The sequence below is a fragment of the Gordonia rhizosphera NBRC 16068 genome (genome assembly GCF_000298195.1).
Classification (GTDB): domain Bacteria; phylum Actinomycetota; class Actinomycetes; order Mycobacteriales; family Mycobacteriaceae; genus Gordonia; species Gordonia rhizosphera.
Genome location: NZ_BAHC01000102.1, coordinates 18,848 through 43,116 on the forward strand (window position 1 = coordinate 18,848; position 24,269 = coordinate 43,116).

Below are 24,269 nucleotides of genomic sequence, written 5' to 3' on the forward strand. Positions count from 1 at the left end.
ACCAATGTGATTACTGAGAGATTATCGGTCGCCGACCCATGATCGCGGTACCGACACGCACGCATGTCGATCCGTGCGCGACCGCGGTCTCGAGGTCCTGCGACATGCCCGCCGACAGCACACCGGCCTCGGGATGGGTCGCCAGGAACCGTTCCCGGATTTGCGCGGTGCGCGCCATCCACTGCTCGGCGGCACCCTCGAGCGGCGCGATGACCATCAGGCCGCGCAGACGCAGGCCGGCCGAGGTCGTCACGTGTTCCGCCAGCGCGGACAGGTCACCGACCGGCACGCCACCGCGCGCGGGATCGCCGTCCAGACTCACCTGGAGCAACACGTCGAGCGGTGCCGTCCGCTCCCCCGCGTCAAGGGCCGCCTGCGCGCCGCGGGACAGGGCGTCGACGACCTTGTCGCGGTCCACCGAATGGACCGCACGGGCCCACGTCGCAACGCTTTTCGCCTTCTTCGATTGGACGGAGCCGATCATGTCGAACACCGCGTCCGCCACCGCGGCATCACCGCTCGGGCCGGCCCGCAACTCGGCGATCTTACGGCTCGCCTCCGGCTCCCGCGACTCGCCGAACGCCCGCGCCCCCAGCCCGATGAGGCGCGCGACGTCGACCGCCGGGAAGTACTTGGTGACCACGAGCAGCTCGACCTCGCCCGGCGCCCGGCCGGCCGCGGCAACCGCGGCATCGAGCCGATCACGCACCGCCCCGTAGCGTTGTGCCAACTCGGCGGTGCGGGCGTCGGCCTCAGTCATCGTCGGCCCCAGAGGCCTCAGAGGTCCCAGCGGCCCCGGAGTCGATCCAGATCACCGAGGCGAGTCGGCCGGTGGGTGCGCCGCGGCGGTGGCTGAACAGTTCGGGATCGTCGATGGTGCACCGCGGGTCCGCAGCGACCGCGGCCACGCCGGCCGCCAGCAGCTGACGGCGGATACCGGCGCGCAGATCCAAACCCGTTGTGCCCTTGGCGGTCACGCACGCGCTTCCGGGGAGGTGCGCCTCGACGTCACGTTGCATCGCCGGCGGGACCTCGTAGTTGCGACCGCTGGCCGCCGGACCGAGCAGCACGCCGATGCGTTCGGGTCGGGCACCGAGTTCGATCATCGCCGCCAGGGTGGCGGGGATGATGCCGATGCGTGCGCCGATGCGCCCCGCGTGGACGCCCGCGATGACGCCGGCCTCGTCGTCGGAGAGCAGCACGGGCACACAATCGGCGGTGAGGACCGCGAGTGCGAGATCCGGGGCGGTGGTGACCAGTGCGTCGGTCGCGGGGACCGCACCGCCGACCGGACCCTCCACGACGGTGACGTTACGGCCATGGATCTGTTCCATCCACACCACGCGTTCGGCCGGCAACCCGAGCTGGTCAGCCAGTCGAATCCTGTTGTCGGCCACCGCCTTCGGATCGTCGCCGACGTGATCGCCGAGGTTGAACGAGTCGTACGGCGGCTTGGAGACGCCCCCGGACCGACTGGTCACCACACGGCGGACCCGCATGGTGTGGCTCAGCGCTTCATGAACGACGGCACGTCGACGTCGTCATCGTCGAGGGTGACCTGATTGCGCCGCGGCCGCTCCTGCTGCTGCTCGGCGAAGGGGTCACCGCCGCCGGCCGACATCTTGCCGAAGAGCGGATCGTTGGCCTGCGGAGTGGCCGACACGGTGCCGGCCTGGCCGGAACCCACCGCCGCCTTGCCCGCCGCCACGTTCGGGATCTCGACGCGCTTGCGCGGCGTACCGCCGTCGAACCCGGCCGCGATGACGGTCACCCGCACCTCGTCGCCGAGGTTGTCGTCGATCACGGTGCCGAAGATGATGTTCGCGTCCTCGTGCGCGGCCTCCTGGACCTGGGTCGCCGCGTTGTGGATCTCGAACAGACCCAGATCGCTGCCACCGGCGATCGAGATCAGCACGCCCCGAGCACCTTCCATCGACGCCTCGAGCAGCGGCGAGTTGATCGCCGCCTCGGCCGCCTTCTTCGCCCGGTCCTCGCCGCGGGAGGAACCGATACCCATCAAGGCGCTGCCCGCGTCGCTCATCACGCCCTTGACGTCGGCGAAGTCGACGTTGATCAGGCCGGGGGTGGTGATCAGGTCGGTGATGCCCTGAACACCGTTGAGCAGAACCTCGTCGGCGCTGCGGAAGGCGTCCATCAGACTGACCTGCGCGTCACCGAGCTGCAGTAGCCGGTCGTTGGGGATGACGATGAGCGTGTCGCAGGATTCACGCAGCGCGACGATGCCCTGTTCGGCCTGGTTGCCGCGCCGCTTGCCCTCGAAGGAGAACGGGCGGGTCACCACGCCGACGGTGAGTGCGCCGAGCTTGCGTGCGATCGATGCCACGACCGGCGCACCACCGGTTCCGGTGCCACCACCCTCACCTGCGGTCACGAACACCATGTCCGCACCCTTGAGGAGTTCTTCGATCTCGTCGCGCGCGTCCTCGGCGGCACGGCGACCGACCTCGGGATCCGCGCCGGCGCCCAGACCGCGCGTCGAATCACGTCCGACGTCGAGCTTCACGTCGGCATCACTCATCAGCAGGGCCTGCGCGTCGGTGTTGATCGCAATGAACTCAACACCTTTCAGCCCCTGTTCGATCATCCGGTTGACGGCATTGACGCCGCCGCCGCCGATGCCGACAACCTTGATCACGGCCAGGTAGTTGTGCGGTGGCGTCATGTGCCCGCCTTCCTCGTTAGATCCGGAACCCTAAACCTGAACCATAGATTTAGAGTTATGTCAAGTAGATGGATGTTGGGGATGACGCTAGGCATCGACGGCCCCAGTGGCCAGCAAGCGCACGGCGTGTCGCGAAGTTACCCGGGATTTTTCACCGTCGGGACGGTCACTTGTAGGCCGGGAAGTCCGGACTCGACACGTTGTAGACCCTCGCCTGCCTGCTCAGCAGGGCATTGAGGGTCCGGGCCTTCTCGGCACCGTGGTCGCTGTCTCCCCAAACCACCGTCTTGTCGCCTGTCAAGGTGAACTCGATGTCCACCGGGGAGGATGCCGACACCGCGATCAGTTGCTTCGATATCGATTCCGGCAGTTCGGCGACGGCACCGAGAGTGGCGGTGGTCGTGGGATCGGCCGGGCCCGGATTGGGTGTGGAGAACTCCGGCAGCCGGTTCACCTCGGGTGGCACCCCGGTCGTCTTGTCGTATGTCAGATAGCCCACGCCGGAGGCGTCGAGCACATGGACCTTGTCGCCGTCGGTGATACGGACGACGGGTCGGCGTTCGACGACGGTGATCGTGAGCGACGAGGGGTAGCTGCGCTGCACCCGCACCGACTCCACCGACGGGATCGCGGCGATGCGGTTGGCGACCTCCCGGGTGTCCACCTGCAGCAGCGGGGTGCCGTCGGGTACGCGGGCCGCGCTGAGGATCTCGTCCGTGGGGACGGCGTGGTTGTCGCGAATGTCGGTGGAACGGACCGACATGAGCGGTGTGAAGTAGGCGACGCAACCCAACCCGACCACCACCACGATCACCGCGAGGGTGCCCAGCAGCAACTGGGTCCCCCGCGACAGCCCACGCGCCCGTCCCCGGATCATGTCGACGGCCCGGGAAGGTCGGTCGCCACGGGCTCGCGGTCGGCGAGCGCCGCCAAGATCTCCGGGCCCTGCATCGTGATATCCCCGGCGCCCAGCGTCAGCACGAGATCACCGGGCGCGACGATGGACGCGACGGTGCCGGCGAGTGCCGACAAATCGGGCTGGAAGATCACCGGCCGGCTGATGCGGTCGGCGATGGTCGCGCCGCTGACCCCGGGGATCGGTTCCTCGCGCGCGCCGTAGATGTCGGCGACCACGACCCGGTCGGCGAGATCGAGAGCGGCGGCGAACTCGTCGGCGAATTCCTGGGTCCGGGAGTACAGGTGGGGTTGGAACACCGCGATTACGCGGCCGGTGCCCTCCGCGGCGACACTTGCGACCGCCTGCCGTGCCGCGGTCAGGACCGCGCGCACCTCCGTCGGATGGTGCGCGTAGTCGTCGAAGACGTCCACGTCGCCTGCGCGGCCACGGAACTCGAAGCGTCGGTGGACACCGCCGAAGGTCTGCACCCCGTCGATCACCCCGTCGAGTTCGCCACCCGCACGGATACAGGCGACGATGGCCCCGAGTGCGTTGAGGGCCATGTGCCGCCCGGGCAGGGTCAGGTGCAGCGTGCGCTCCACACTCGCCCCGATGATCGGCTCGTCGAGCCGGATGCGGGCGATTCCGCCGGCGCCGCGCGCCTCCCAGGACAGCAGGGTCGCGACCTGCGTCGCGCCCGGGGCCAGCTGCGCGTAGTGCCCCTCGCCGTACCCGAACACCGAGATGCCGCGCTGCACCAGCATCGGCGCGACGCGTCCGGCCAGTGCGGCGGCGCCCTCGTCGTCGAGGCAGACGATCAGCGAGCCGCCCGGCCGGATGAGGTCGGCGAACTTGTCGAACACCTCGACATAGGCCTCGCGTGTGCCGAAGAAGTCGAGGTGATCGACTTCGATGTTGGTGATCACCACGACATCCGGGCTGTATTCGAGCAGCGACCCGTCACTCTCGTCGGCCTCGGCGACGAACACCGCACCGGTGCCGTGGTGGGCGTTGGTCCCCGACTCGTTCAGTTCTCCGCCGACCGCGAAGGACGGGTCGAGGCCGCAGTGTTGCAGGGCGACCACCGCGATCGAGGTCGTCGAGGTCTTGCCGTGGGTGCCGGCGACGAGCAGGGTCCGGTAACCGGCCATCAGATCGGCGAGCACATGCGGACGCAGGAGGATCGGGATGCCGCGCTCGCGGGCCTCGACGAGTTCGGGATTGGTCTTCGGGATCGCGGCGTAGGTGGTGACCACCACCGACGGTCCGCCGGGAAGCTGATCGAGTGCCGCCGGGCTGTGGCCCACCTGGATCCGGGCACCCCGGGTCCGCAGGGCCAGGACGCCGCGACTGCTCTTGGCGTCCGAGCCCGACACCTGTCCGCCGCGAGCGAGCAGGATGCGGGCGAGTCCGCTCATCCCCGCTCCGCCGATACCGACCATGTGGACTCGGCGCAACTGTTCGGGGAGCCCGCCGATCGGGGGCGTCGACCCGCCGTTCATCGCCTCACCCGTCCGTTCGTGTGTCATGTAGGACCATTGTCACCGCTTCGAACCGGAACGGGGCGAGCGAAACGCGGACCGCAGCCGACGATGATGCTCGCCGGTGCGGTATTGCCGGGCGAGGTCGAGGGCGGCGCCGGCCACCGCCGCAGCGGCGTCCCGATGCCCGGTTCCCGTCGCCACCAGCGACATGGCGGCCAGCCGATCCGGGTCACCCAGCAGCGCGGGCACCTCGCGGGCCACCCACTCCGCGGTGATGTCGGCGTCGTCGACGAGGACCCCGCCGCCGGCGTCGACGACCGGCAACGCGTTGAGCCGCTGTTCGCCGTTGCCGTGCGGCAGTGGCACGTAGATCGCGGGCAGCCCCGTCGCCGACACCTCGGCAACCGTCATCGCCCCCGACCGGCACATCACCAGATCGGCCGCCGCGTAGGCGAGATCCATGCGTTTGAGATAGCCCACGGCGCGGTAGGGCGGTGCGTCGTCGGGCGAGACGGGGTTGATCGAGTTCTTCGGACCGAAGCCATGCAACACGCCGATCCCGGCGGCACCGAGCGCCCCCGCGGCGCCGGCCACTGCCTCGTTGAGACGTTGGGCACCCTGCGAGCCGCCGAACACGAGCAGCGTGGGCGCGTCCTCGGCGAGACCGAAGTAGTGCCGCGCCTTGGCGCGCAGCGCGGCCCGGTCCAGTTCGGCGATCACCCCGCGCACCGGGATGCCGACCACTTCGGCGTCCAGCCCGCTGCCGTCGACGGCGGCGAGCACCCGGTCGGCGAAGCGGGCGCCGATCTTGTTCGCGATCCCGGCACTCGCGTTGGCCTCGTGAATGACGATCGGAATCCGGCGCCGCGCCCGCAAGTGCGTCTGGGCGGCGAGATAGGCCGGCATCGCGACATATCCGCCGAATCCGATGAGCACGTCGGCATTCACCGACGCCAGCACCGATCGTGTCGCGGACACCGCGTGCAGGAGTCGTCCGGGGGTCTTGGCCAGTTCCATCCCCGGTTTGCGCGGCAGCGGCACCGGTGGGATCAACTCGAGCGAATAGCCCCGCTCGGGCACCAGGTCGGTCTCCAGGCCGCGGGTGGTCCCCAGCGCGGTCACCCGCGCCGTCGGCTCGAGCCGGACCACCGCATCGGCGACCGCCAGCGCGGGCTCGATGTGACCCGCTGTCCCGCCTCCGGCGACCACCACCGACAGCGGTCGATCCGTCCGCGACCGGTCTCGCTCAGAACTCACCCGTACAAACTCCATCTCGTCGCTTCGTCGAACTCCGCCCGGCCGGGACTCCCGGCCGCTGTCGGCGTCGATCAGCGGCGCGGCCACGTCGACGGCCGCCGGGCCTCGGACTGCCGCGACGCGACGCTCGTGTCGCGCCCGCCCGCGGTCCGGCCCGATCCGGAATACCCCGTACGGTAGTCGACCCGGACGGTGGCCGTGCGCGGTGCCTGGCGCGCCCGAGTGGAACGACGGCCCGCCGAGCCGGCCGGGTCATCGGTCGGGCGACGACGGAAGCGACGGGTCCAGCGTGATGCCGCAGGCGCCGCGGTTCGTCGACCGCTGCGTGCCGGGCCGCGCCGATCGAGCCGGTCGCGGAGCATGTCCGCGCGGCTCGGCCGGTACGGGACCGGCGAGGGCAACCGCAGCCACCGGCCGACGCGGCCCGGTTCACCCGCGCCGAGCGCCGCCACCGCCTCCGGTTCGTGCCGGGCGGCGCTGGCGAGCAGACCCAGCATGGCCAGGATCGTCAGGGTCGAGGTACCGCCCGCGGAGAGCAGCGGCAACTGGATGCCCGTCACCGGGAGCAGACCGATGACATAGCCGATGTTGATGAACGCCTGGGCGGTGATCAACACGGTGATCGTCGCGGTCATCAACCGCAGGAACGGGTCCACGGATCGGACCGCGATACGGAATCCGACGAAGGCGAGGACCGCGAACAGGATCACCACCAGCAGACCGCCGATGAGCCCGAGTTCCTCGCCGATGATGGCGAAGATGAAGTCGTTGTGCGCGTTGGGCAGATAGTTCCATTTCGCGCTGCTCTGTCCCAGACCGACGCCGAAGACCCCGCCGTTGGCGAGCGCGAACCGCGCCTGACGCGCCTGATATCCCGCACCCTGCGGGTCATCGATGTTGCCCAGGAAGCTCATCACGCGCTGCGAGCGGTATCCCTCGACCAGGGCCAGCAGCACCGCGATCGAGGCACCTGCGACGACGAAGCCGAGGAACACCTTCACCGGTAGACCGGCGAACCACAGCAGCGCGCCGACGATGATCGCGATGGTGATCGTGGTCGAGAGGTTCGGTTCGAGGATGATCAGCACGCAGATCAGCAACGCTACCGGCAACAGCGGGATCAGCAGTTCCTTCAACGACGCGTTCTCCCGCCGCCGCGAGGCCAGCAGATGGGCGCCCCACACACACAGCGCCACCTTCACCAGCTCCGACGGCTGCACCGACAGACCGCCGACGACGAACCACCGACGTGCACCCTGGCTCAGCGTGCCGATGCCGGGGATCAGCACCAGCGCCAGCAGTACGGTGGTGATCACCATCATCGGGGCCGCCACGCGACGCATCAGCCGGATCGGCAGCCGCAGCATCACGTAGAACACCGTGAGGCCGAGCATCGCGAAGATCACCTGGGTGGCGAACAGTCCGTAGGCCGACCCGTCCTTCGAATACCCCTCCACCGACGAGGCGGACAGCACCATCACCAAGCCCAGGACCGTGAGCAGGAAGGTGATGGTCAGCACCAGGTGATAGGACGCCAGCGGCCGCGACAGCAGGCTGTGCAGCGCCTCGGAAACCGTGGCGTGCACCGAATTCCGCCGGGTGCGTGCCGAAGTGCGGTCGGTGACCTCGGACTGCGCACTCATCGCGGGGATCCGCTCACGCCGGCCGCACCCGGCAATGCACGCGCGGCGGCGGCGAACGCGTCCCCGCGCTGTCCGTATCCGGCGAACATGTCCAGCGAGGCGGCCGCGGGCGCGAGCAGGACCGCATCGGGGCGGTCGGGGTCGACCACGGCGAGGTGCGCGGCGAGGGCCACGGCGCGATCCATCACCGCGAGCGCGGGGTCGCCGGCGCTGCCCGGCCCGGCGTCCATCAGTTCGGCGGGAAGCTCATCCACCGCGGTGGTCGTGGCGCGCTGAACAATCACCCGCCCATCGTCCCCTGTGAATACTGTGACGGTTGGGACTTCTGGGGCGTGTCGCGCGATCGCGTCGACGATCAGGTCACGATCGCGGCCGATCGCGACCACGCCGGCGAGTCGCGACCGCGTGTCGCGGACCAGATCATCGACCTCGGCACCCTTCAGCAGGCCACCGGCGACGAGCACGACACGTCGATGTCCACCGATCGCGGCCTGCGCGGCGTGCGGGTTGGTCGCCTTCGAGTCGTCGATGTAGGCCACGTCGTCGACGCGCGCCACGATCTCGCCGCGGTGGGCGGCCGGGCGGAATCCGCGCAAGGCCGTCGCCACCGCATCGGGTGCGATGTCGACGGCCAGTGCCAGGGCCGCTGCGGCGAGGGCGTCGGCGATCCCCGAGGGTCCGGGCGGATGGATCGCCGCGGCCTCGACGATGCGCCGGCCCGCATCCGAGGTGTCGAAGGCGCGGTCGACCAGATCACCGTCGACGACCCCGAGCTGCCCCGCCACGGGCATGGCCTGCGTGAATCCGATGCGTCGCCCGACGACGGGAAGGCCGGCCGCGACCGCGTCGTCGAGACCGACGACGCCCACCGTCCCGTGCAGCGCGACGGTCTTCGCCGCCGTGTAGGCCTCGAACGATCCATGCCAGTCCAGATGGTCCTCGGCGACGTTGAGCACCACCCCGGCGTCCGGCGTCACCGACGGCGCCCAGTGCAGCTGGAACGACGACAGTTCCGCGCACAGCACGTCGACCCGGGGGGTCTGGCCCATCGCATCGAGAATCGGGAGTCCGATGTTGCCGCAGGCGGCGGCGGAGCGTCCGGCGGCCGTCACGATCTCGGCGAGCATCGACACGGTCGTGGTCTTGCCGTTGGTACCGGTCACCACCAACCAGGTGCGCGGTGGGCCGTAGCGACCCGAGCGGTCAAGGCGCCACGCGAGTTCCACCTCACCCCAGATCGGCAGCCCGGCCTGTTGCGCCCGCTCCACCAGCGGATTGGTCGGCGCGAATCCGGGCGACACGACGACCAGGTCGGTCGACGACGTCCACGCGTCGTCGTCGAGGATCACCGCCATCGAAACCAATCGCGCACCGCGTGCGACGAGGTCGTCGCCGGGTGGAATGGGGTCGGCGAACCGCGTGTCGGCGATGGTGACCTCGGCTCCCGCGTCCAGCAGGTGACGCGCCGCCGACCGGCCGGCCGTCCCTGCGCCCGCCACCAACACCGAGGCCCCCGACAGCCGGGTCACGTCCGTCCCGACGGGTTGTTCAGCCGCCAATGGTCAGGAACTCGCTGTAGAACAGGGACAGACCCAGCGCACAGGCGATGGCCGTGAGCAGCCAGAATCTGATGATCACGGTGGTCTCCGCCCATCCGCCGAGTTCGAAGTGGTGATGGAACGGGGCCATCCGGAACACCCGTCGACCCGTGGTGCGGAAGAACGCGATCTGGATGACCACCGAGACGATCTCGGCGACGAACAGTGCACCGATCACCACGGCGAGCAACTCGGTACGGGTGGTGATGGACAGGCCGGCCAGCATGCCGCCGAGAGCCAGCGACCCGGTGTCGCCCATGAAGATCTTCGCGGGCGCCGCGTTCCACCAGAGGAAACCCAGGCACGCACCACCACCCGCGACGGCGATCAACGCGAGGTCCAGGGGGTCACGCACCACATAGCAGCCGGGCGTGATCTCCTGGGTCGCCTTGGGGCCGCCGGTGCAGGCGTTGCGGTACTGCCAGAAGGTGACCAGTACATAGGAGCCGAGCACCATCGCCATCGACCCGGCCGCCAGTCCGTCGAGACCGTCGGTGAAGTTCACCGCGTTCGACCAGGCCGCGACGACGAGCCAGCAGAAGATCACGAACACCGCCGGCCACATCGAGATCGCGTCGATGTCGCGGACATAGGACAGATGGGTGCTGGCCGGCGTGTATCCGGCGTCGTTGCGGAACTGCAGCACCAGGACACCGAACAGGATGGCGGCGACGAACTGACCGATCGACTTCGCGGTCTTGTTGAGGCCGAGGTTGCGGTGTTTGCGGATCTTGATCATGTCGTCGAGGAATCCGACGGCACCGAGCGCGGTCGCGAGGCCGAGTACCAACAGTCCGGACGCGGACACGCCCGCGCCGTCGGTGAACACACCCAACAGGTGCGCGCCGAAGTATCCGGCCCAGAGTGCGGCGATGATCGCCACGCCACCCATCGACGGGGTACCCCGCTTGGTCTGATGACTCTGCGGCCCCTCGACCCGGATCTCCTGTCCGAATCCCTGCCGAGAGAACAGTCGGATCAGGATCGGGGTGAGCAGGATGGACACCGCGAGTGAGATGCCACCCGCGAACAGGATCTGTGTCACCGTGCCGTCCTCGTGTTGCCCGTCTGTCCAGTCACTCTCGTCGCCTTCACTCGTTGGTCCTCGTCGCCGCGCGTCCGACCGGCCAGAGATCCGCCAGCGCCGTCACCCCCGGGTCGGCAGCCGCGATCAGCACCACGTCGGCGGGTCCGGGCTGCCAGTCGTCGTCGGGTGACCGCAGTAGCGCACGTGCGGCGGGCGCGTCCTGCACCATCCGCACCTCGTCACCCCAGGAGCCTTCCATAACCGCACCCTGATGCAGCGCACGAACCGCGCGCGAGTTCCCCACACAGAGCGTCTTGTCGACCGCGAGGCGCACCGCCTGCCGGCCGACGAGGTCGTGTTCGACGACGCGTTCGTTCTCCGTCCGGTCGTCCTGGTCGACGAGTTCGCCGACGATCGCCCAGGTTCGCGCGGCCGGCTCGTCGGCGCGACGCGCAGCCCCGGCCTCGACCAGATCACGGAGCCGTGCTCGCGTCCGATCAGATGTCACCGGCGCGTCGACCACCATCAGCGTCGGCGTGGCGGTCATCGGTCCTCCTCGACTGCGGCCGACAACGCGTCGAGGGCCTCGGCGGCCACCACCCGGTCGTCGAACGGATGTTTCACGCCGTTGATCTCCTGTCCGGTCTCGTGTCCCTTGCCCGCGATGAGCACCGAATCTCCGGGTTGCGCCCACGTGATCGCCTCGCGGATCGCCTCGGCGCGGTCACCCAGCTCGCGGACGTCGGCGCCCGACTCCACGTCGCGGGTTCCCGCGAGCACCTCGGCGCGGATCCGGGCCGGGTCCTCGCTGCGCGGGTTGTCGTCGGTGATGATCGCCAGGTCGGCGCCGCGCGCGGCGATCTCCCCCATCATCGGCCGTTTGCCCGTGTCGCGATCTCCCCCGGCACCCACGACGACCGCGACCCGACCCCGGGTCTGCTCGCGCAGCGTGGCGATGACGGCCTGTAGCGCTGCGGGCTTGTGGGCGTAGTCGACGACGACGAGGAACGGCTGTCCCTTCTCGACCCGCTCGAGCCGGCCGGGCACAGCCACCCCGGCGATCGCGCCGATCGCGGTGGCGGTGGGGACACCGGCGCCGGCCGCGATGGCGACCGCGGTCAGCGCGTTGGCGACGTTGTAGCGCCCCGGCAGGGGTACCGCCATCTCGTGGTGCCCGCCGCCCGGAACGGTGATCGAGACGTGCTGGACGCCTGCGGCGTCGACGGTCGACGGTCCGGCGTGCCACTGCGCGGGTACCGTCCCGGTGGAGACCGTGGTCGGCGTGGTCTGACGGTCTGCGCGGACGACGTCGACCATCCGCCGGCCCCACTCGTCGTCGACACAGATGATCGGGCGCAACGCCCGGGTCGACGATCCGGGCGAAAACAGCCGCGCCTTGGCGTCGAAGTAGGCGCGCATCGACGGGTGGAAGTCCAGGTGATCCTGCGACAGGTTGGTGAACGCGCCGATGGCGAAGTGCGCCCCGTCGACACGCCCGAGCGCCAGCGCGTGGCTGGACACCTCCATGACGACGGCGTCGACGCCCCGTTCGACCATGGTGGCGAGGATCGCCTGCAGGGTGGGCGCCTCCGGCGTGGTGAGCGAACTGGGCAGTGCCACACCGTCGATGCGTGTCTGAACCGTCCCGATCAGACCCACCGAGTGCCCGGCGGCAAGCAGCGCGGCCTCGACCATGTATGACGTCGTGGTCTTCCCCGAGGTGCCGGTGATTCCGATGAGCTTGAGACGTTGCGACGGATAGCCGTAGACGCGCGCGCTGACGGGGCCGAGGACCGATCGGGGGTCGGGATGGATGAGGACCGCGCACGAGTCCTCCGGTCCGAGCACCTTGGCCAGCTCGGCCCGTCCGGCCGGGTCGGTGAGGATCGCGGTGGCTCCGGCGGCGAGGGCCTGGTCGGCGTACCGCGCGCCGTGGGTGCTGCCCCCGGGCAGGGCGGCGAACAGATCACCGGGCCGGGCGTCCTGGGCACGCAATGTCACCCCGGTCACCTCGGTGGTGGCGGCCACCGGGCCGACGAGATCCACCCGTGCGCCGGTGGCGGCAGAGAGCACCGACACCGCGGTCGGGGCCACCCCCGACGGACGGAGATCTCCTGCCGCACCCTTTGTCCGCTGACGGCGAGTCGACGCCATGTGTGCCTCCCGCCTCCCTTGCTGATGTCGATCGGCCCCGGATTCGGGCGCCGGAACGCACTCACGATACCGTCAGCCGCGCCTGCATCCGGTGTGGGACGGGCGCGGTACGGTCAGTGACCGGCCTCGAGGATCAGCCGCGGCGTCGGATGCGCCGACAGCGGCACCCGTGCCCGTTCCAGCATCCAGGAGGCGATGGTGCCGAACAGTGGTGCCGCCGACTGCCCGCCGGAACCGTCGGTGCTGCGTTTCGGGTTGTCGAGCATGATGCCGATGACATAGCGCGGATTGTCGGCGGGGGCGATCCCGGCGAAGGTGATGTTGTAGCTCGAGTTCGAGTAGCACCCGCATTTGGGGTCCACCTGCTGCGCGGTGCCTGTCTTGCCCGACAACTGGTAACCGGCGACGGCTCCGGTCGCGCCCGTGCCCTGCTGATAACCCATCGGGTCCTTCTGCAGGACGGCCCGGAACATGTTCCGCACGGTCTGAGCGGTTTGGGCGCTGACGACCCGGACACCCTCGGGCCGGGCCGGCTCTTCGGCCGGCTGGCCGTCACGTTGCTCGGACATCAGGATGCGCGGTGGGATCCGCACGCCGTCGTTGGCGATGGCCTGGTACATGCCGGTCATCTGCAGCAGCGTCATCGACAGTCCCTGACCGATGGGCAGGTTCGCGAACGATCCGCCGGACCACTGACTCAGCGCCGGGACCTCGCCGGCGCTCTCGGCGGGCAGACCGATGCCCGTGCGCCGGCCGAGTCCGAAGCGGTTGACCATGTCCGCGAAGCGCTTCTCACCGACCTGACGAGCGAGCATCAGAGTGCCGACGTTCGACGACTTCCCGAAGATCCCGGTCGTCGTGTAGGGCGCCGGGCCGTGCGACCATGCGTCGCTCACGGTTACACCCGCCATGTGAATGCTGCCCGGGACCCGGTGCACCTCGGTGGGTGTGGTCACGCCGTACTCGATGGCTGCGGACGCGGTGACGATCTTGTTGACCGAACCCGGCTCGAACGGTGAGGTCACCGCCGGGTTGCCGAGGTTGGCCTTCTTCTGGTCGGTCAGCGGTTCGGAGGCGTTGAACGTGTTGTCGTTGGCCATGGCGAGCACCTCACCGGTGTGCGCGTCGAGCACCACCGCCGAGGCGCTGCGCGCTCCGGAGGCGGTCTTCGCGGCGGAGACCTGACTCTGCACGAACCACTGGATGTCCGAGTCGATGGTCAGGCGCACGGTCGCCCCGTTGATCGCCGGGTGGACGTTGCGGGTGCTGCCCGGAATGGTCGCGCCGTCGGAGCCACGGTCGTAGGTCTTGGAACCGTCGGTGCCGGCCAGAGCCGAGTCCATCGACGCCTCGAGGCCGATCAGCCCGTTGCCGTCGTAGTTCACGTCGCCGACGATATTGGCGGCCAGCGAGCCCCCCGGGTAGAGGCGGATGCTCTGGGGGTCGGCCCCGACCTCGGGGAAGTCGGCGGTGATCCGCGCCGCCGTCTCCGGGCTGACCGATCGTGCGAGGTAGACGAAGGTGTCGTCGCTGGTGAGTTTCTTGCGCAGATCCTCCTCGCTGATGGATCCGCCGAGCGCCGACGATACGCCCTTGGCGATCTCGGCGATCCGGGTGTTCACATCCGGGAGGTCCGAGTCCTTGCGGTGGGCTTCTTCGATCGACTTGCGCACCGCCTGGGGCAGGAAGGTCAGTGCCCTCGCCTCGTCGGTGTAAGCGAGGGGTCGGCCATTGCGGTCGAGGATGGCACCGCGCTTCGCGGTGAGGATCTGGGTGAACTCGCGCTGCTGGGCCGCCTCCGCGGACAACGAGGGTGCCTCGATCGTGTGCACCACGATCATCCGGATCGCCACCGCCACCACCGCCATGAGGACGATCAGTCCGGCGACCCGGCTGCGGCCGACGAAGGGTTCGGTGCCGCGCGGTCCTCGCCCACCCGACGACCCCGATCCGCCACCGCGTCCGCGGCCACCGCGCCCGCGCCCGGACGAGCCCGCGTCGAGGCGTTGGAAGACCGCACGTGTCATGGTTGCCAATTGTCCCCGGGGTTAACGGTTTTCCGTCGAATTTGCGCCCGGCGCGTTCGGGGTCGCCGGCAACACGTTGGGGGCCGCGCCGTTCGCGGGCGCGCCCGGCGCAGGTGTGGACGACGCAGCCGTGGAGGGCGCGGTCGCGGAGTCGTCGGGCGTCGATGACGGCTCGGCGTCGGATGATTGCGATCCGTCGCCGGGCAGACCCACCGAGTCGTCGACCTTCTTCGGGTCGATCGACGCGACGGGGTCGGGTCCGACCGGAGGATTGATCGTTCGCAGTCCCTTGCCCTGCGCGGGGGTCGGATCTCCGGCCACCCGCGGACGTCCGTTGTCGCCCACGATCATCCGGGCCGGGTTCTGCGCGGGGATCATGCCGAGTTTGGTGGCCTTGTCCGACAGTTCCGGAGCCGAATCCCCCGACTCGTAGGTCCGTTTCAGCGAGTCACGGCGGTCGAGCAACGCCTGGTTCTGCTGGCGTTCGACGCCGAGTCGGTACGAGTCGGCGGCCGCCTTGGTGGACAGCCACAGACTGAGGCCGAGACCGAGGACCAGCAGTGCGATCACCGGGACGACGAACGGGATCGCGTGCGCACGAGACTTCTCCGATGACGTCGTGCGTCGCTCGGCGTTTCGGTTGGTCTGCTTGTTGTGGCGTTCGAGACGCTTGTGGCGCCGATCGAGCGCGCGCTGCGCGGCCCGCGAGCGTGTGCCCTTTTTGGGAGTGACCGGATCGGCATCGACATCGACGTCGTGCAGCAGCGTCATGAGCGATCCTTCTCGTCGACACGCTCGATCACCCGGACCCGCACGGGGGCGGACCGTGGATTCTGGGCCAATTCACGCTCGTCGGGGCGTTCGGCACCGCGGGTGACGAGCCGGAAGTCCGGCGCCGACCCGGGCAACTCCACCGGCAGTCCGCGCGGTGAGGTGGATACGACTCGGGATGCGAACTCCCGCTTGATGATCCGATCCTCGAGGGACTGATAGCTCATCACCGCAACCCGCCCGCCGACGCGCAGCGCTGCCAGCGCGGCGGGGATGGCGCGCCGCAGCGCGTCGAGTTCGTGGTTGACCTCGATGCGCAGGGCCTGGAAGGTCCGCTTCGCCGGGTGGCCGCCGGTCCGGCGGGTGGCCGCCGGGATCGTCGCGTAGAGCAGCTCGACGAGCCGGGCGCTGGTGGTGAACGGTTCACGTTCGCGCTCACGGATGATCGCCGACGCGATCTTGCCCGCGAAGCGCTCCTCGCCGTACTCGGAGAGGATGCGGGCCAGTTCCCCGTGGGGGTAGGTGTTCAGGATGTCGGCGGCGGTCATGGGCTCGGAGATGTCCATGCGCATGTCCAGCGGTGCGTCGACGGCGTAGGCGAATCCCCGGTCCGGGCGGTCGAGCTGCATCGACGACACGCCCAGGTCGAAGAGTGCGGCGTCGATCCGGTCGATGCCCAGATCCTCGAGGACGTCACCGATCTCGTCGAATCGGGCCTGGTGGAAGGTGATCCGCCCGGCGTAGTCGGCCAGCCGCTCGCGGGCGATGTCCAGCGCGGTGGTGTCGCGGTCGATGCCGATCACCCGGACGTCCTCGTGGGCTCGCAGGACGAGTTCGGTGTGACCTCCGGCCCCGAGGGTGGCGTCGACGAATATCGGTGCGTCGGCGCCGTGGGCGGTCAGCGCGGGCAGGATGAGTTCGATCATCCGGTCGGCCATGACCGGGACGTGACCGAACGGGCCGGAGCGCCGGGCCGATTCACCTACCGGGAGCGGTGCGTCGCGATCGGGCCGCGGCTCGTCGTGACCTGTGTTCACCGACCCTCTCCTCGGACTGTGTGGCTCGACTCCTCGTGTGTGCGGTTCCCGGATGAGGCGGGGTCTCGGCCCGATCTCGCACCTGGCGTTGGGGAAGTACGCCAGGGTCGCACCGGGCCGAGGCCTCGACCCACCCGCTCCGCTATTCATCTGTCCGTCCGCTCGTCGACCGCTAGAGCAGGTTTTCCAGCGCCGCCGAGCCCGCGGAGGAGAAGTCCTCCTCGTGCTCGCTCTGGTAGTCACGCCACGTCTGCGCATCCCAGATCTCGAGGTGATCGAACGCGCCGGTCACCACACAGTCCTTGGTCAGTTCCGCGTAGGTCCTCAGTTCGGCGGGCAGGGTGATCCGTCCCTGACCGTCGGGCCGCTGATCTTCCGAACCTGCGAAGAGCAGGCGCATGAAGGCCCGCGCCGCGGGGTCGTTGCGCGATGCCGCCACCGTCTGTTCGGCGATCTCCTGGAAATCCTCGGTCCGATACACCGACAGGCTGCGGTCTTGGCCTTTCGTGACCATCACCCCTCCTGCCAGCGCGTCGCGAAACTTGGCGGGCAACGTGAGTCGCCCCTTGTCGTCGAGCTTGGGCGTGTAGGTGCCGAAGAACCGTGCTGGCACGTCGACACCTCCTGCCGCACCAGGTTCGATGTCCGGTTCATCTCACCCAGTGCTGCCACAGTACCCCACTTTCCACCACTTTCCACCCCTGACACTCCACGATCGCCCCTCATACCTGAAAAGTACTGGTCAGGGCATCAGCAGAGACGCAGGGAACAGCTACGCCACGGGCGTGCCGCCTCGGATGACGCGCTACTGATGAGGTTGATGTGACCAAGGATCCCAGTTGAGAAGACCTATCTCCGCACGGTGGGGTGAAGTGGGGCCATCGGGTAAAGGTGGGGTGGGGTGAAGTGGGGCATCGGGTGGTGCCGAGGTGGGAGACGGTGGGCACACAGGGCCGGGGGCACACGACCGGGGGCACACGACCGGGGGCACACGACCGGGGGCACACGACGAAGGCCGCACACCTTGGCGGCGTACGGCCTTGTCACAAATCATGTCCCGGGCACTGCCCGGCAGTGTCACTGCTGGTCGAAGCGGCGGTTGAAGCGCTCCTCCATCCGTTCGGAGAACTTGCGCTTGGGTGCCGCACCACGCGAATCCTTCGCGCCGCGACCATGTCCCCGGGCCGACCCGGATCCCCGACCGTCGCCACCCCACAGAGCGAGCAGGCCGGCGCCGAACATGACGAGGAAACCGACGAGGCTGATGATGGGGAACCCACCCACCCCGATGTTGACGATGAGTCCACCGACGAGGAGGACAAGCCCCAGAACGAAGATGGCTACCGCCTGTAGCCGACGACGACCGCTCGACCGTCCGAGGCGACGACGCTTGACGCTCGACGCGAACTTCGGGTCTTCGGCGTACAGAGCGTTTTCGATCTGTTCGAGCATGCGCTGCTCGTGCTCCGAAAGAGGCACCGACCCTCCTAACTCACAACTCCACCGACCCGACCCACTCGACCCCTGCGATCGATGTGTACTGCCGACGCCGCCCAGCCGTGGACTACGGCCTCAATCTCCCATGATACGAGCAGAATCACCCGGCGACCACCATTACCCACGGTTGCGTCCGGATGAAGTACCCGAGCATGCCCCCGGCGGGCCCTCGACGGTCACGCGGTCCGGTCCGGGCGGACGTTCTGTTGGGGTAGCCTGCCCTGCTCGTAGGCGATCACCTCGCGCTCGACCGCGTCGAGTAATTCGATCACCCTGCGCCGCGTCTCGCGCACCGTCTGCTCGTCCACCGTCCGAATGAGTCCTGACTCGATGTCGAGTCGCAGGTGCGACAGGTCGGCGAAGTGGTCCGCATAGGCGGCCAACTCGCCGACAACCACCGGCAGGCGCTTCCACGCACTGGCCGGCCGCCGGCGCCGGACCGGCCGGTTGGACGGCTCGTAGATCTCGAGTACCGCACCGGCCGCGCGCAACGCGGTCAGGTAGTACTGCCGGAACCGTTCGGCCGACTCGGTGATGCCGTCGGCGTTGTCGAACAGGATCTCGGCCCGGTCCAACAGGTCACGGCCGCGACGCACGACCACGGGATCGATGGCCGGCGTCGACCGTGTCGGATTCGTCCTGGTCATCTCCACCTCCCGATCCGTCGATGTCGACTGCTGTTCTCCTGTTTGCTGTTCTCCTGTTTTCTACAACGCCGGCCCGACAGCGAACGCTTCCCTCGTTCACCGCCGGGCCGGCGCGAGATGTCGGCGGGTGGTCAGAACAGCTTGCGGAGGCTCATTCATCGAACACCCGTTCGACATATTCAATATAGCTAGTGGGTCGGACACCTTCAAGACGACGACCGACCGAAATCCCCGGGCGCTGACGACCGGCAGCAGCGCGGGCCACCGTGACGAGAGGACTGACGATCGGTGACGATCCGCCTCGTTGATCTGACCGGGCAGGACGCCCGGGTGTGGCTCGAACCCGCCCTCGACATCTACGTGACCGCGATGAACTACCCGCGCGGCACCGAGGTGCACCGGGCCGCTTTGTGGCGCGAACACATCGCGCGTCCCGGCTGGCGGGCCGTCGGCGCCATCACCACCGGTTCGCCGGGCGAGGCCGGGTCCGGCCCCGCCGCGCGGCGACGACTCTCCCGACCGGTCGGGGTCGACGATGACGAGTTCCTCGTCGGGATCGCCTACGGCTATCGCGGGGAACGTGACCAGTGGTGGAATCAGCAACTCCGCTTCGGTCTGCGGCAGGCCGGGCACCCCGAGTCGGCGGTGGACGAGATCACCCGCGACTACTTCGAACTGACCGAACTGCATGTGCACCCCACCGCGCAGGGTCGGGGCATCGGGCAGGTGTTGCTCACCCGGCTGCTGGCCGGTCGGCCCGAGAGCCGGGTCCTGCTGTCCACCCCGGAGATCCCCGCCGAGAACAACCGGGCATGGGCGCTCTACCGCCGCCTGGGGTTCGTCGACGTGCTCCGGCACTTCACCTTCTCCGGCGATCCCCGTCCGTTCGCCTTCCTGGGCCGCCCGCTCCCCCTGGTCACCGACGACCGCACCGAGAGCCGATGACCGCCCGCCGTCGTCGGGGCGCGACGCATGTGCCCCTCGACGCCGTCGTCGTCGGGGCCGGCCACAACGGCCTCGTCGCCGCCGCCTACCTGGCCCGCGCGGGACGATCGGTGCGCGTCGTCGAACGCGACACAGTACCCGGCGGGGCGGTCTCCACCATCGAGCGCTTCCCCGGCTACCGCGTGGACCGCGGATCGTCGGCGCACCTGATGATCCGTCACTCCCCCGTGCTCGACGAGTTGTCGCTCACCGACCACGGGTTGCGTTACCTCGACTGCGATCCGTGGGCCTTCAGTCCGGCGACCGAGGACACCGCGCCGATCGTGTTCCGCACCGACCTCGACGCCACCTGCGCGTCCATCGAACGCGCGGTCGGGTCCGCCGACGCCGAGGCCTACCGCCGGTTCGTACAGGTGTGGCGCCCCCGCGCCCGTGCGGTCATGCGCTCGTTCTACGCCCCGGCCGCACCCGCACGGTTCGCCACCGCGTTCACCGGCCTGACCGACACCGCCACGACCGCGCGCACCGGCCCCGTCGGTCGACGGACCGGCGCGATGCTGTCGCTGACCCAGGAATTGATGTCCTCGGGGGATGCGCTGCTCGACCGCTGGTTCGACTCCGAGCCACTCAAGGCGGCGCTGGCCTGGTTCGGCGCCCAGTCCGGGCCGCCGATGAACGCGCCGGGTACCGCACCCATGATCGGTTTCGCCGCCCTGCAGCACGACATCCCGCCCGGCCGCGCGGTCGGCGGCAGCGGCGCGCTGACCGAAGCCCTGATCAGCCGACTCACCGCCGACGGCGGCGAGGTCCTGCTCGAACGTCCGGCGACCGCCATCACCCGCTGCGGCGACCACTGGCGGGTGGACACCGCCGACGGGACCGGGCACTGCGCCACCCGGGTGATCGCCGCCTGCCACATCCTCACCACGCTGCAGCTGCTGGCCGCCGGCGGCCATGATCGACAACTGATCGACCGGTGGCGCTCGCAGATCGCACTCGGAGACGGCATCGGGATGGCCGTTCGTCTCGGTACGGACGCCCTGCCGGCCTATCGCGACCTGCCGTCGGACCTCCCATCCCACGGCGTGCACTCGGCGCTGGGACTGCTCGTCACCGACCGCGCCCAGCTGCGCCGCGCGCAGGCCGCCGCATCGGTCGGCGACCTGCCCGCCCGGCCGGCCTGCGTCGCGATGAGTTTCTCGGCGATCGACCCGACGCTGGCGCCGGATGGCAAACACCTGGTCACCGTGTGGGCGCAGTGGCATCCCTCCCGTCTGTCCGGTGAGCGGAGCTGGCGCGATGCGGCACCGGAGGCGGCAGAGGCGATCCGAGCCGAGATGGATCGCCACGCCCCGGGTTTCAGCGCGCACATCGAACACAGCCACATTCAGACGCCCGACGACCTCGCCGACGAACTCGGTCTACTCGGCGGCAACATCATGCATGTGGAGATGAGCATCGACCAGATGTTCTTCTGGCGGCCACATCCCGATCTGTCGGGGCACCGGGTGCCGGGCGCCGACGGCCTCCTGCTCGCCGGGGCCTCGACGCATCCCGGCGGCGGGGTGACGGGTGCCAGCGGCCGTATCGCCGCGCACCTGGCCCTTCGACGATGATCCCGGGTGCGTCGGCCGCGGCCGACCGGCGACGTCTGGCACGATGAGCAACGTGCGCTCGTCATCCCGTTGGTCCGCGATCCTGATGCTGCTGTCGCTGGCGGCCATGACCCCCCTGCTCACCGGATGCCTGGAGCGGTCGACCACGGTCGGCGACCGCTACTCGGGCACCGTCATCGTCGCGACCTCACCGGACAATCCGAGTGGGCCGCCCCAGTTCGACATCCCGGAGTCGATGGCCGCGCGTGTCGCCCTGAGCGAGTACAGCGTCGAACCCGAGGGCGACGACGCGGTCAAACGCGTCGGTACGCGAGCGGTCTTCTCCGACCTCACCGCCGGTCAGTTCGGTCAGCTCGGCGACATCGTGGCCGAGTCCTTCGGCGAGTCGGTGATGAGCATGGATCTCAAGACCGAGCGCAGCGGCGACGTCGTCCGCTTCCGCGGCAACGCCGACCTCACCGGGCTCGCACCTGACCGCGACTTCCTCCAGCTCACCGTGACCTTCGGCGGTCCGATCACTGCCACCAACGGCGAACAGCTCGCCGACGACACGGTTCGCTGGACACCGGAACCGCGGCGGCCGTCGAACTTCAGTGCCGACGCGACCTATCCCGACCCGGCGACCGCGGCGGTCAGCAGCTGGTCGTGGTTCCTGGCGCTGGTGTGCCTGATCGCGGTGCTGGCGGTGGCGCGTCTGGCCTGGTCCAAGCGCGACCGCGGCCCGCGGCCCGGTCGTCCGCGGCGCCCCGCGCCGACCGACAGCAATACCCGGTCGCGTGAGACCTCCGAGACCGGCAGCTGATCAGGAGGCCGGGGTTGCCGTCGCCGCCGGCATCGCCGACCTGACGTCCACACCGAGGCGTTCGAGGACCTCGCTGGTCGCCTTCGCGAAGTTGAGACTGCAGAAGTGCAGACACGGCACACCCTCGGCGACCAGGCGCTGCGCCATCTCGGTGGCGAAGTCGATACCCACGGCGCGGACCGCCTCGCGGTTCTCCTGGGGTCCGTCACCCGCGGCCACCGCGAACCGTTGCTGGACGTCGTCGGGGATCACCGATCCGGACAACTCGGCCATGCGCCGCACCGTCGCCAGCGACGTGATCGGCATCAACCCCGGGATGAGCGGTTTCGCACCCTGTTCGGGGTCGGCCGCCACCAGCCGGTCGCGCAGTCGCAGGTAGTGCTCGACGTCGAAGAACATCTGGGTGATCGAGTACTCGGCGCCGGCGCGCAGCTTGTTGACCAGCGCCCGGGTGTCGTGTTCGAGGTCGGGGGCACGGTGATGTCCCTCCGGGAACGAGGCGACACCGACGTGGAAGTCACCCAGCTCGCGGATCAACCGGACCAGATCCTCGGCGTATTCGACGCCGTCGGGGTGTTTGATCCACTCGCCGAGCGGATTGCCCGGGGGGTCACCGCGCAGCGCGAGGAGGTTGGTGATCCCCTGGTCGGCGTAGGCGCCCACCAGGGCGCGCAGTTCGTCGACGCTGTGGTTGACGGCGGTGAGATGGGCCACCGGCAGCAGGGTGGTCTGGGCCGCGAGTTCTCCGGTGATGCGCACGGTGCGATCGCGGGTCGACCCGCCCGCACCGTAGGTCATGGACACGAAGGCGGGGCCGAGGCGTTCGAAGGTACGCACCGCACGCCACAGTCGGGCCTCGGCCTCGGCGTCCTTGGGTGGGAAGAACTCCACCGAGAACGGAACCGGACCATGGTGCGGTGCGGACAGCCGATCGACGATCGTCGGGGCCGGGGTCGCAGATGAGATCACCGTGACATTGTACGGAGCGCGACGGCGGGCCCCACGCACCGAGGCTGGCACCGTCGATCATCGGATGGTCGGCCACCGGGCATGCCCTAGCCTGACAGGGTGACCTCCGCGCTGCCGATCCCCACCATGCTCGACGAGGTACCCGCCGCGGTCGAGTCCGCGCTCCGCGAGTTCTTCGACCACGCCGTGCCCGCGACGGCCGGGATCGATCCCCGGGTGGGTGTGGCGGCCGACATACTGCGTGACTTCGTCCTGCAGGGCGGCAAACGGGTCCGGCCGCGCTTCGCCTTCGCCGGTTGGCTCGCCGGGTCCTCGGCAACCGGTCGCGCCACCACCGCGGCGTCGGCACCCGACGCCGCCGACGCGCTGCGGATCGCCGCGGCCCTCGAACTCGTCCAGGCCTGCGCCCTGATCCACGACGACATCATCGACCGCTCCGACACGCGTCGCGGCAACGCGACCGTGCATCGGGTGTTCGAACAGCGCCATCGCCGCGACGGATGGTCGGGCGACCCCGCTCATCACGGTCTGGCGGCGGCCATCCTCGTCGGCGACCTCGCACTGGCGTGGGCCGACGACATGGCGCTGCCCCTGCCCCAGGCGGTCGCGCGGGTATGGGCGGCTATGCGCACCGAGGTCCTCGGCGGTCAGTACCTCGACATCGTCAACGAGGCCGACGGCGACGAATCCATCGGCGCCGCCTACCGGGTGATGCGGTTCAAGACCGCCGCCTACACCGTCGCCCGCCCTCTGGAGCTGGGCGCCACGCTCGCGGGCGCGCCCGCCGGGCTGATCGAGGACCTGCGGTCGGTCGGACACGATCTCGGCATCGCGTTCCAGCTGCGCGACGACCTGCTCGGTGTGTTCGGCGATCCCGACCTCACCGGCAAACCGTCGGGCGACGACCTGGTGGCCGGCAAGCGGACCGCGTTGCTGGCGGTGGGGCTGGCGCGCGCCACCGAACGTGAGCGCGGCCTGGCCGACCGGCTGCGCGGCTACGTCGGACATCGGTTGACCGACGCGGAACTGGGCACGGCGCGCACGATCCTGACCGACGTGGGCGCGGTCGACGAGATCGAGCAGCAGATCTCCGGGCTGCTCGACACGGCACTGAGCACGCTGCAGCGCGCCGACCTCACCGATTCGGTGCGCGACGACCTGACCGCGTTCGCCCACCGGATCGCACACCGGACGACGTGAACCCGACGGCCCCG

At 69.5% G+C, this 24,269-nt stretch carries 22 protein-coding genes; 4 read left to right on the forward strand and 18 right to left on the reverse strand.

Going from position 1 to position 24,269, the window contains the following annotated elements; genetic code table 11:
- Nucleotides 1-10: 10 nt before the first annotated feature.
- The 17 genes from GORHZ_RS11535 to GORHZ_RS11615 all read right to left on the reverse strand — a co-directional run bounded on the left by GORHZ_RS11535 (nt 11) and on the right by GORHZ_RS11615 (nt 18,723).
- Nucleotides 11-760 carry a YggS family pyridoxal phosphate-dependent enzyme gene (locus tag GORHZ_RS11535; RefSeq protein WP_006333143.1) on the reverse strand — a complete coding sequence of 250 codons (750 nt, stop codon included), beginning with the start codon at nt 758-760 and terminating at the stop codon, nt 11-13.
- Nucleotides 753-1,499, reverse strand: coding sequence for a peptidoglycan editing factor PgeF (pgeF, locus tag GORHZ_RS11540; protein WP_006333144.1), 747 nt, complete (start codon nt 1,497-1,499; stop codon nt 753-755). The genes GORHZ_RS11535 and pgeF overlap by 8 nt, the downstream gene beginning before the upstream one ends.
- A gap of 8 nt (nt 1,500-1,507) precedes the next feature.
- Complete coding sequence (gene ftsZ / locus GORHZ_RS11545; protein WP_006333145.1) at nt 1,508-2,683, reverse strand: cell division protein FtsZ; 1,176 nt, start codon at nt 2,681-2,683, stop codon at nt 1,508-1,510.
- 166 nt (nt 2,684-2,849) lie between these two features.
- Nucleotides 2,850-3,560: a cell division protein FtsQ/DivIB gene (locus GORHZ_RS11550; protein WP_006333147.1), complete on the reverse strand. Its 711-nt coding sequence runs from the start codon at nt 3,558-3,560 to the stop codon at nt 2,850-2,852.
- The gene (murC, locus tag GORHZ_RS11555) at nt 3,557-5,083 is read right to left on the reverse strand and encodes a UDP-N-acetylmuramate--L-alanine ligase (protein ID WP_006333149.1); all 1,527 of its coding nucleotides are present in this window, start codon (nt 5,081-5,083) and stop codon (nt 3,557-3,559) included. Before murC ends, GORHZ_RS11550 begins: the two co-directional genes overlap by 4 nt.
- Nucleotides 5,084-5,122: 39 nt before the next feature.
- Entirely contained in the window at nt 5,123-6,337 is a 1,215-nt protein-coding gene (gene murG, locus GORHZ_RS11560; protein ID WP_051998846.1) for an undecaprenyldiphospho-muramoylpentapeptide beta-N-acetylglucosaminyltransferase, read from the reverse strand.
- 56 nt (nt 6,338-6,393) lie between these two features.
- The gene (ftsW, locus tag GORHZ_RS11565) at nt 6,394-7,965 is read right to left on the reverse strand and encodes a putative lipid II flippase FtsW (protein ID WP_006333151.1); all 1,572 of its coding nucleotides are present in this window, start codon (nt 7,963-7,965) and stop codon (nt 6,394-6,396) included.
- A complete protein-coding gene (murD, locus tag GORHZ_RS11570) occupies nt 7,962-9,494 on the reverse strand; it encodes a UDP-N-acetylmuramoyl-L-alanine--D-glutamate ligase (RefSeq protein ID WP_006333152.1) in 1,533 nt (510 codons plus the stop codon). The genes ftsW and murD overlap by 4 nt, the downstream gene beginning before the upstream one ends.
- 19 nt (nt 9,495-9,513) lie before the next feature.
- Nucleotides 9,514-10,608 carry a phospho-N-acetylmuramoyl-pentapeptide-transferase gene (gene mraY / locus GORHZ_RS11575; protein WP_006333153.1) on the reverse strand — a complete coding sequence of 365 codons (1,095 nt, stop codon included), beginning with the start codon at nt 10,606-10,608 and terminating at the stop codon, nt 9,514-9,516.
- A gap of 46 nt (nt 10,609-10,654) precedes the next feature.
- Entirely contained in the window at nt 10,655-11,137 is a 483-nt protein-coding gene (locus tag GORHZ_RS11580; RefSeq protein ID WP_006333154.1) for a hypothetical protein, read from the reverse strand.
- Nucleotides 11,134-12,744 (reverse strand): UDP-N-acetylmuramoyl-L-alanyl-D-glutamate--2,6-diaminopimelate ligase, encoded by a 1,611-nt coding sequence (locus tag GORHZ_RS11585; RefSeq protein ID WP_040531463.1) that lies wholly within the window; start codon nt 12,742-12,744, stop codon nt 11,134-11,136. The genes GORHZ_RS11580 and GORHZ_RS11585 overlap by 4 nt, the downstream gene beginning before the upstream one ends.
- A 113-nt stretch (nt 12,745-12,857) precedes the next feature.
- Nucleotides 12,858-14,771 carry a peptidoglycan D,D-transpeptidase FtsI family protein gene (locus GORHZ_RS11590; RefSeq protein WP_040531465.1) on the reverse strand — a complete coding sequence of 638 codons (1,914 nt, stop codon included), beginning with the start codon at nt 14,769-14,771 and terminating at the stop codon, nt 12,858-12,860.
- A gap of 21 nt (nt 14,772-14,792) precedes the next feature.
- The gene (gene ftsL, locus GORHZ_RS11595; RefSeq protein ID WP_006333161.1) at nt 14,793-15,542 is read right to left on the reverse strand and encodes a cell division protein FtsL; all 750 of its coding nucleotides are present in this window, start codon (nt 15,540-15,542) and stop codon (nt 14,793-14,795) included.
- Nucleotides 15,539-16,579: a 16S rRNA (cytosine(1402)-N(4))-methyltransferase RsmH gene (rsmH, locus tag GORHZ_RS11600; RefSeq protein WP_006333163.1), complete on the reverse strand. Its 1,041-nt coding sequence runs from the start codon at nt 16,577-16,579 to the stop codon at nt 15,539-15,541. Before rsmH ends, ftsL begins: the two co-directional genes overlap by 4 nt.
- Before the next feature lie 172 nt (nt 16,580-16,751).
- Entirely contained in the window at nt 16,752-17,192 is a 441-nt protein-coding gene (mraZ, locus tag GORHZ_RS11605; protein WP_006333164.1) for a division/cell wall cluster transcriptional repressor MraZ, read from the reverse strand.
- Between the two features lie 464 nt (nt 17,193-17,656).
- The gene (locus GORHZ_RS11610) at nt 17,657-18,058 is read right to left on the reverse strand and encodes an SCO2097 family morphological protein (protein ID WP_006333165.1); all 402 of its coding nucleotides are present in this window, start codon (nt 18,056-18,058) and stop codon (nt 17,657-17,659) included.
- 194 nt (nt 18,059-18,252) lie between these two features.
- Nucleotides 18,253-18,723 carry an SAV_6107 family HEPN domain-containing protein gene (locus GORHZ_RS11615; RefSeq protein WP_040531500.1) on the reverse strand — a complete coding sequence of 157 codons (471 nt, stop codon included), beginning with the start codon at nt 18,721-18,723 and terminating at the stop codon, nt 18,253-18,255.
- A 288-nt stretch (nt 18,724-19,011) separates the two neighbouring features.
- Between GORHZ_RS11615 and GORHZ_RS11620 the strand changes: the two genes are divergently transcribed.
- From GORHZ_RS11620 to GORHZ_RS11630, 3 genes are read left to right on the forward strand one after another with little or no spacing between them, the layout of a single operon-like run.
- Nucleotides 19,012-19,668: a GNAT family N-acetyltransferase gene (locus GORHZ_RS11620; RefSeq protein WP_006333168.1), complete on the forward strand. Its 657-nt coding sequence runs from the start codon at nt 19,012-19,014 to the stop codon at nt 19,666-19,668.
- Nucleotides 19,665-21,284 carry a phytoene desaturase family protein gene (locus GORHZ_RS11625; RefSeq protein WP_051998842.1) on the forward strand — a complete coding sequence of 540 codons (1,620 nt, stop codon included), beginning with the start codon at nt 19,665-19,667 and terminating at the stop codon, nt 21,282-21,284. The genes GORHZ_RS11620 and GORHZ_RS11625 overlap by 4 nt, the downstream gene beginning before the upstream one ends.
- A gap of 43 nt (nt 21,285-21,327) precedes the next feature.
- Entirely contained in the window at nt 21,328-22,086 is a 759-nt protein-coding gene (locus tag GORHZ_RS11630) for an LppM family (lipo)protein (RefSeq protein ID WP_006333170.1), read from the forward strand.
- Here GORHZ_RS11630 and metF read toward each other — a convergent pair whose 3' ends face one another.
- Entirely contained in the window at nt 22,087-23,055 is a 969-nt protein-coding gene (gene metF, locus GORHZ_RS11635) for a methylenetetrahydrofolate reductase [NAD(P)H] (RefSeq protein ID WP_006333171.1), read from the reverse strand.
- 99 nt (nt 23,056-23,154) lie between these two features.
- On the opposite strand from metF, the gene GORHZ_RS11640 reads away from it, so the two are divergent.
- Nucleotides 23,155-24,255 (forward strand): polyprenyl synthetase family protein, encoded by a 1,101-nt coding sequence (locus tag GORHZ_RS11640; RefSeq protein ID WP_006333172.1) that lies wholly within the window; start codon nt 23,155-23,157, stop codon nt 24,253-24,255.
- The last annotated feature ends 14 nt before the right edge of the window (nt 24,256-24,269 follow it).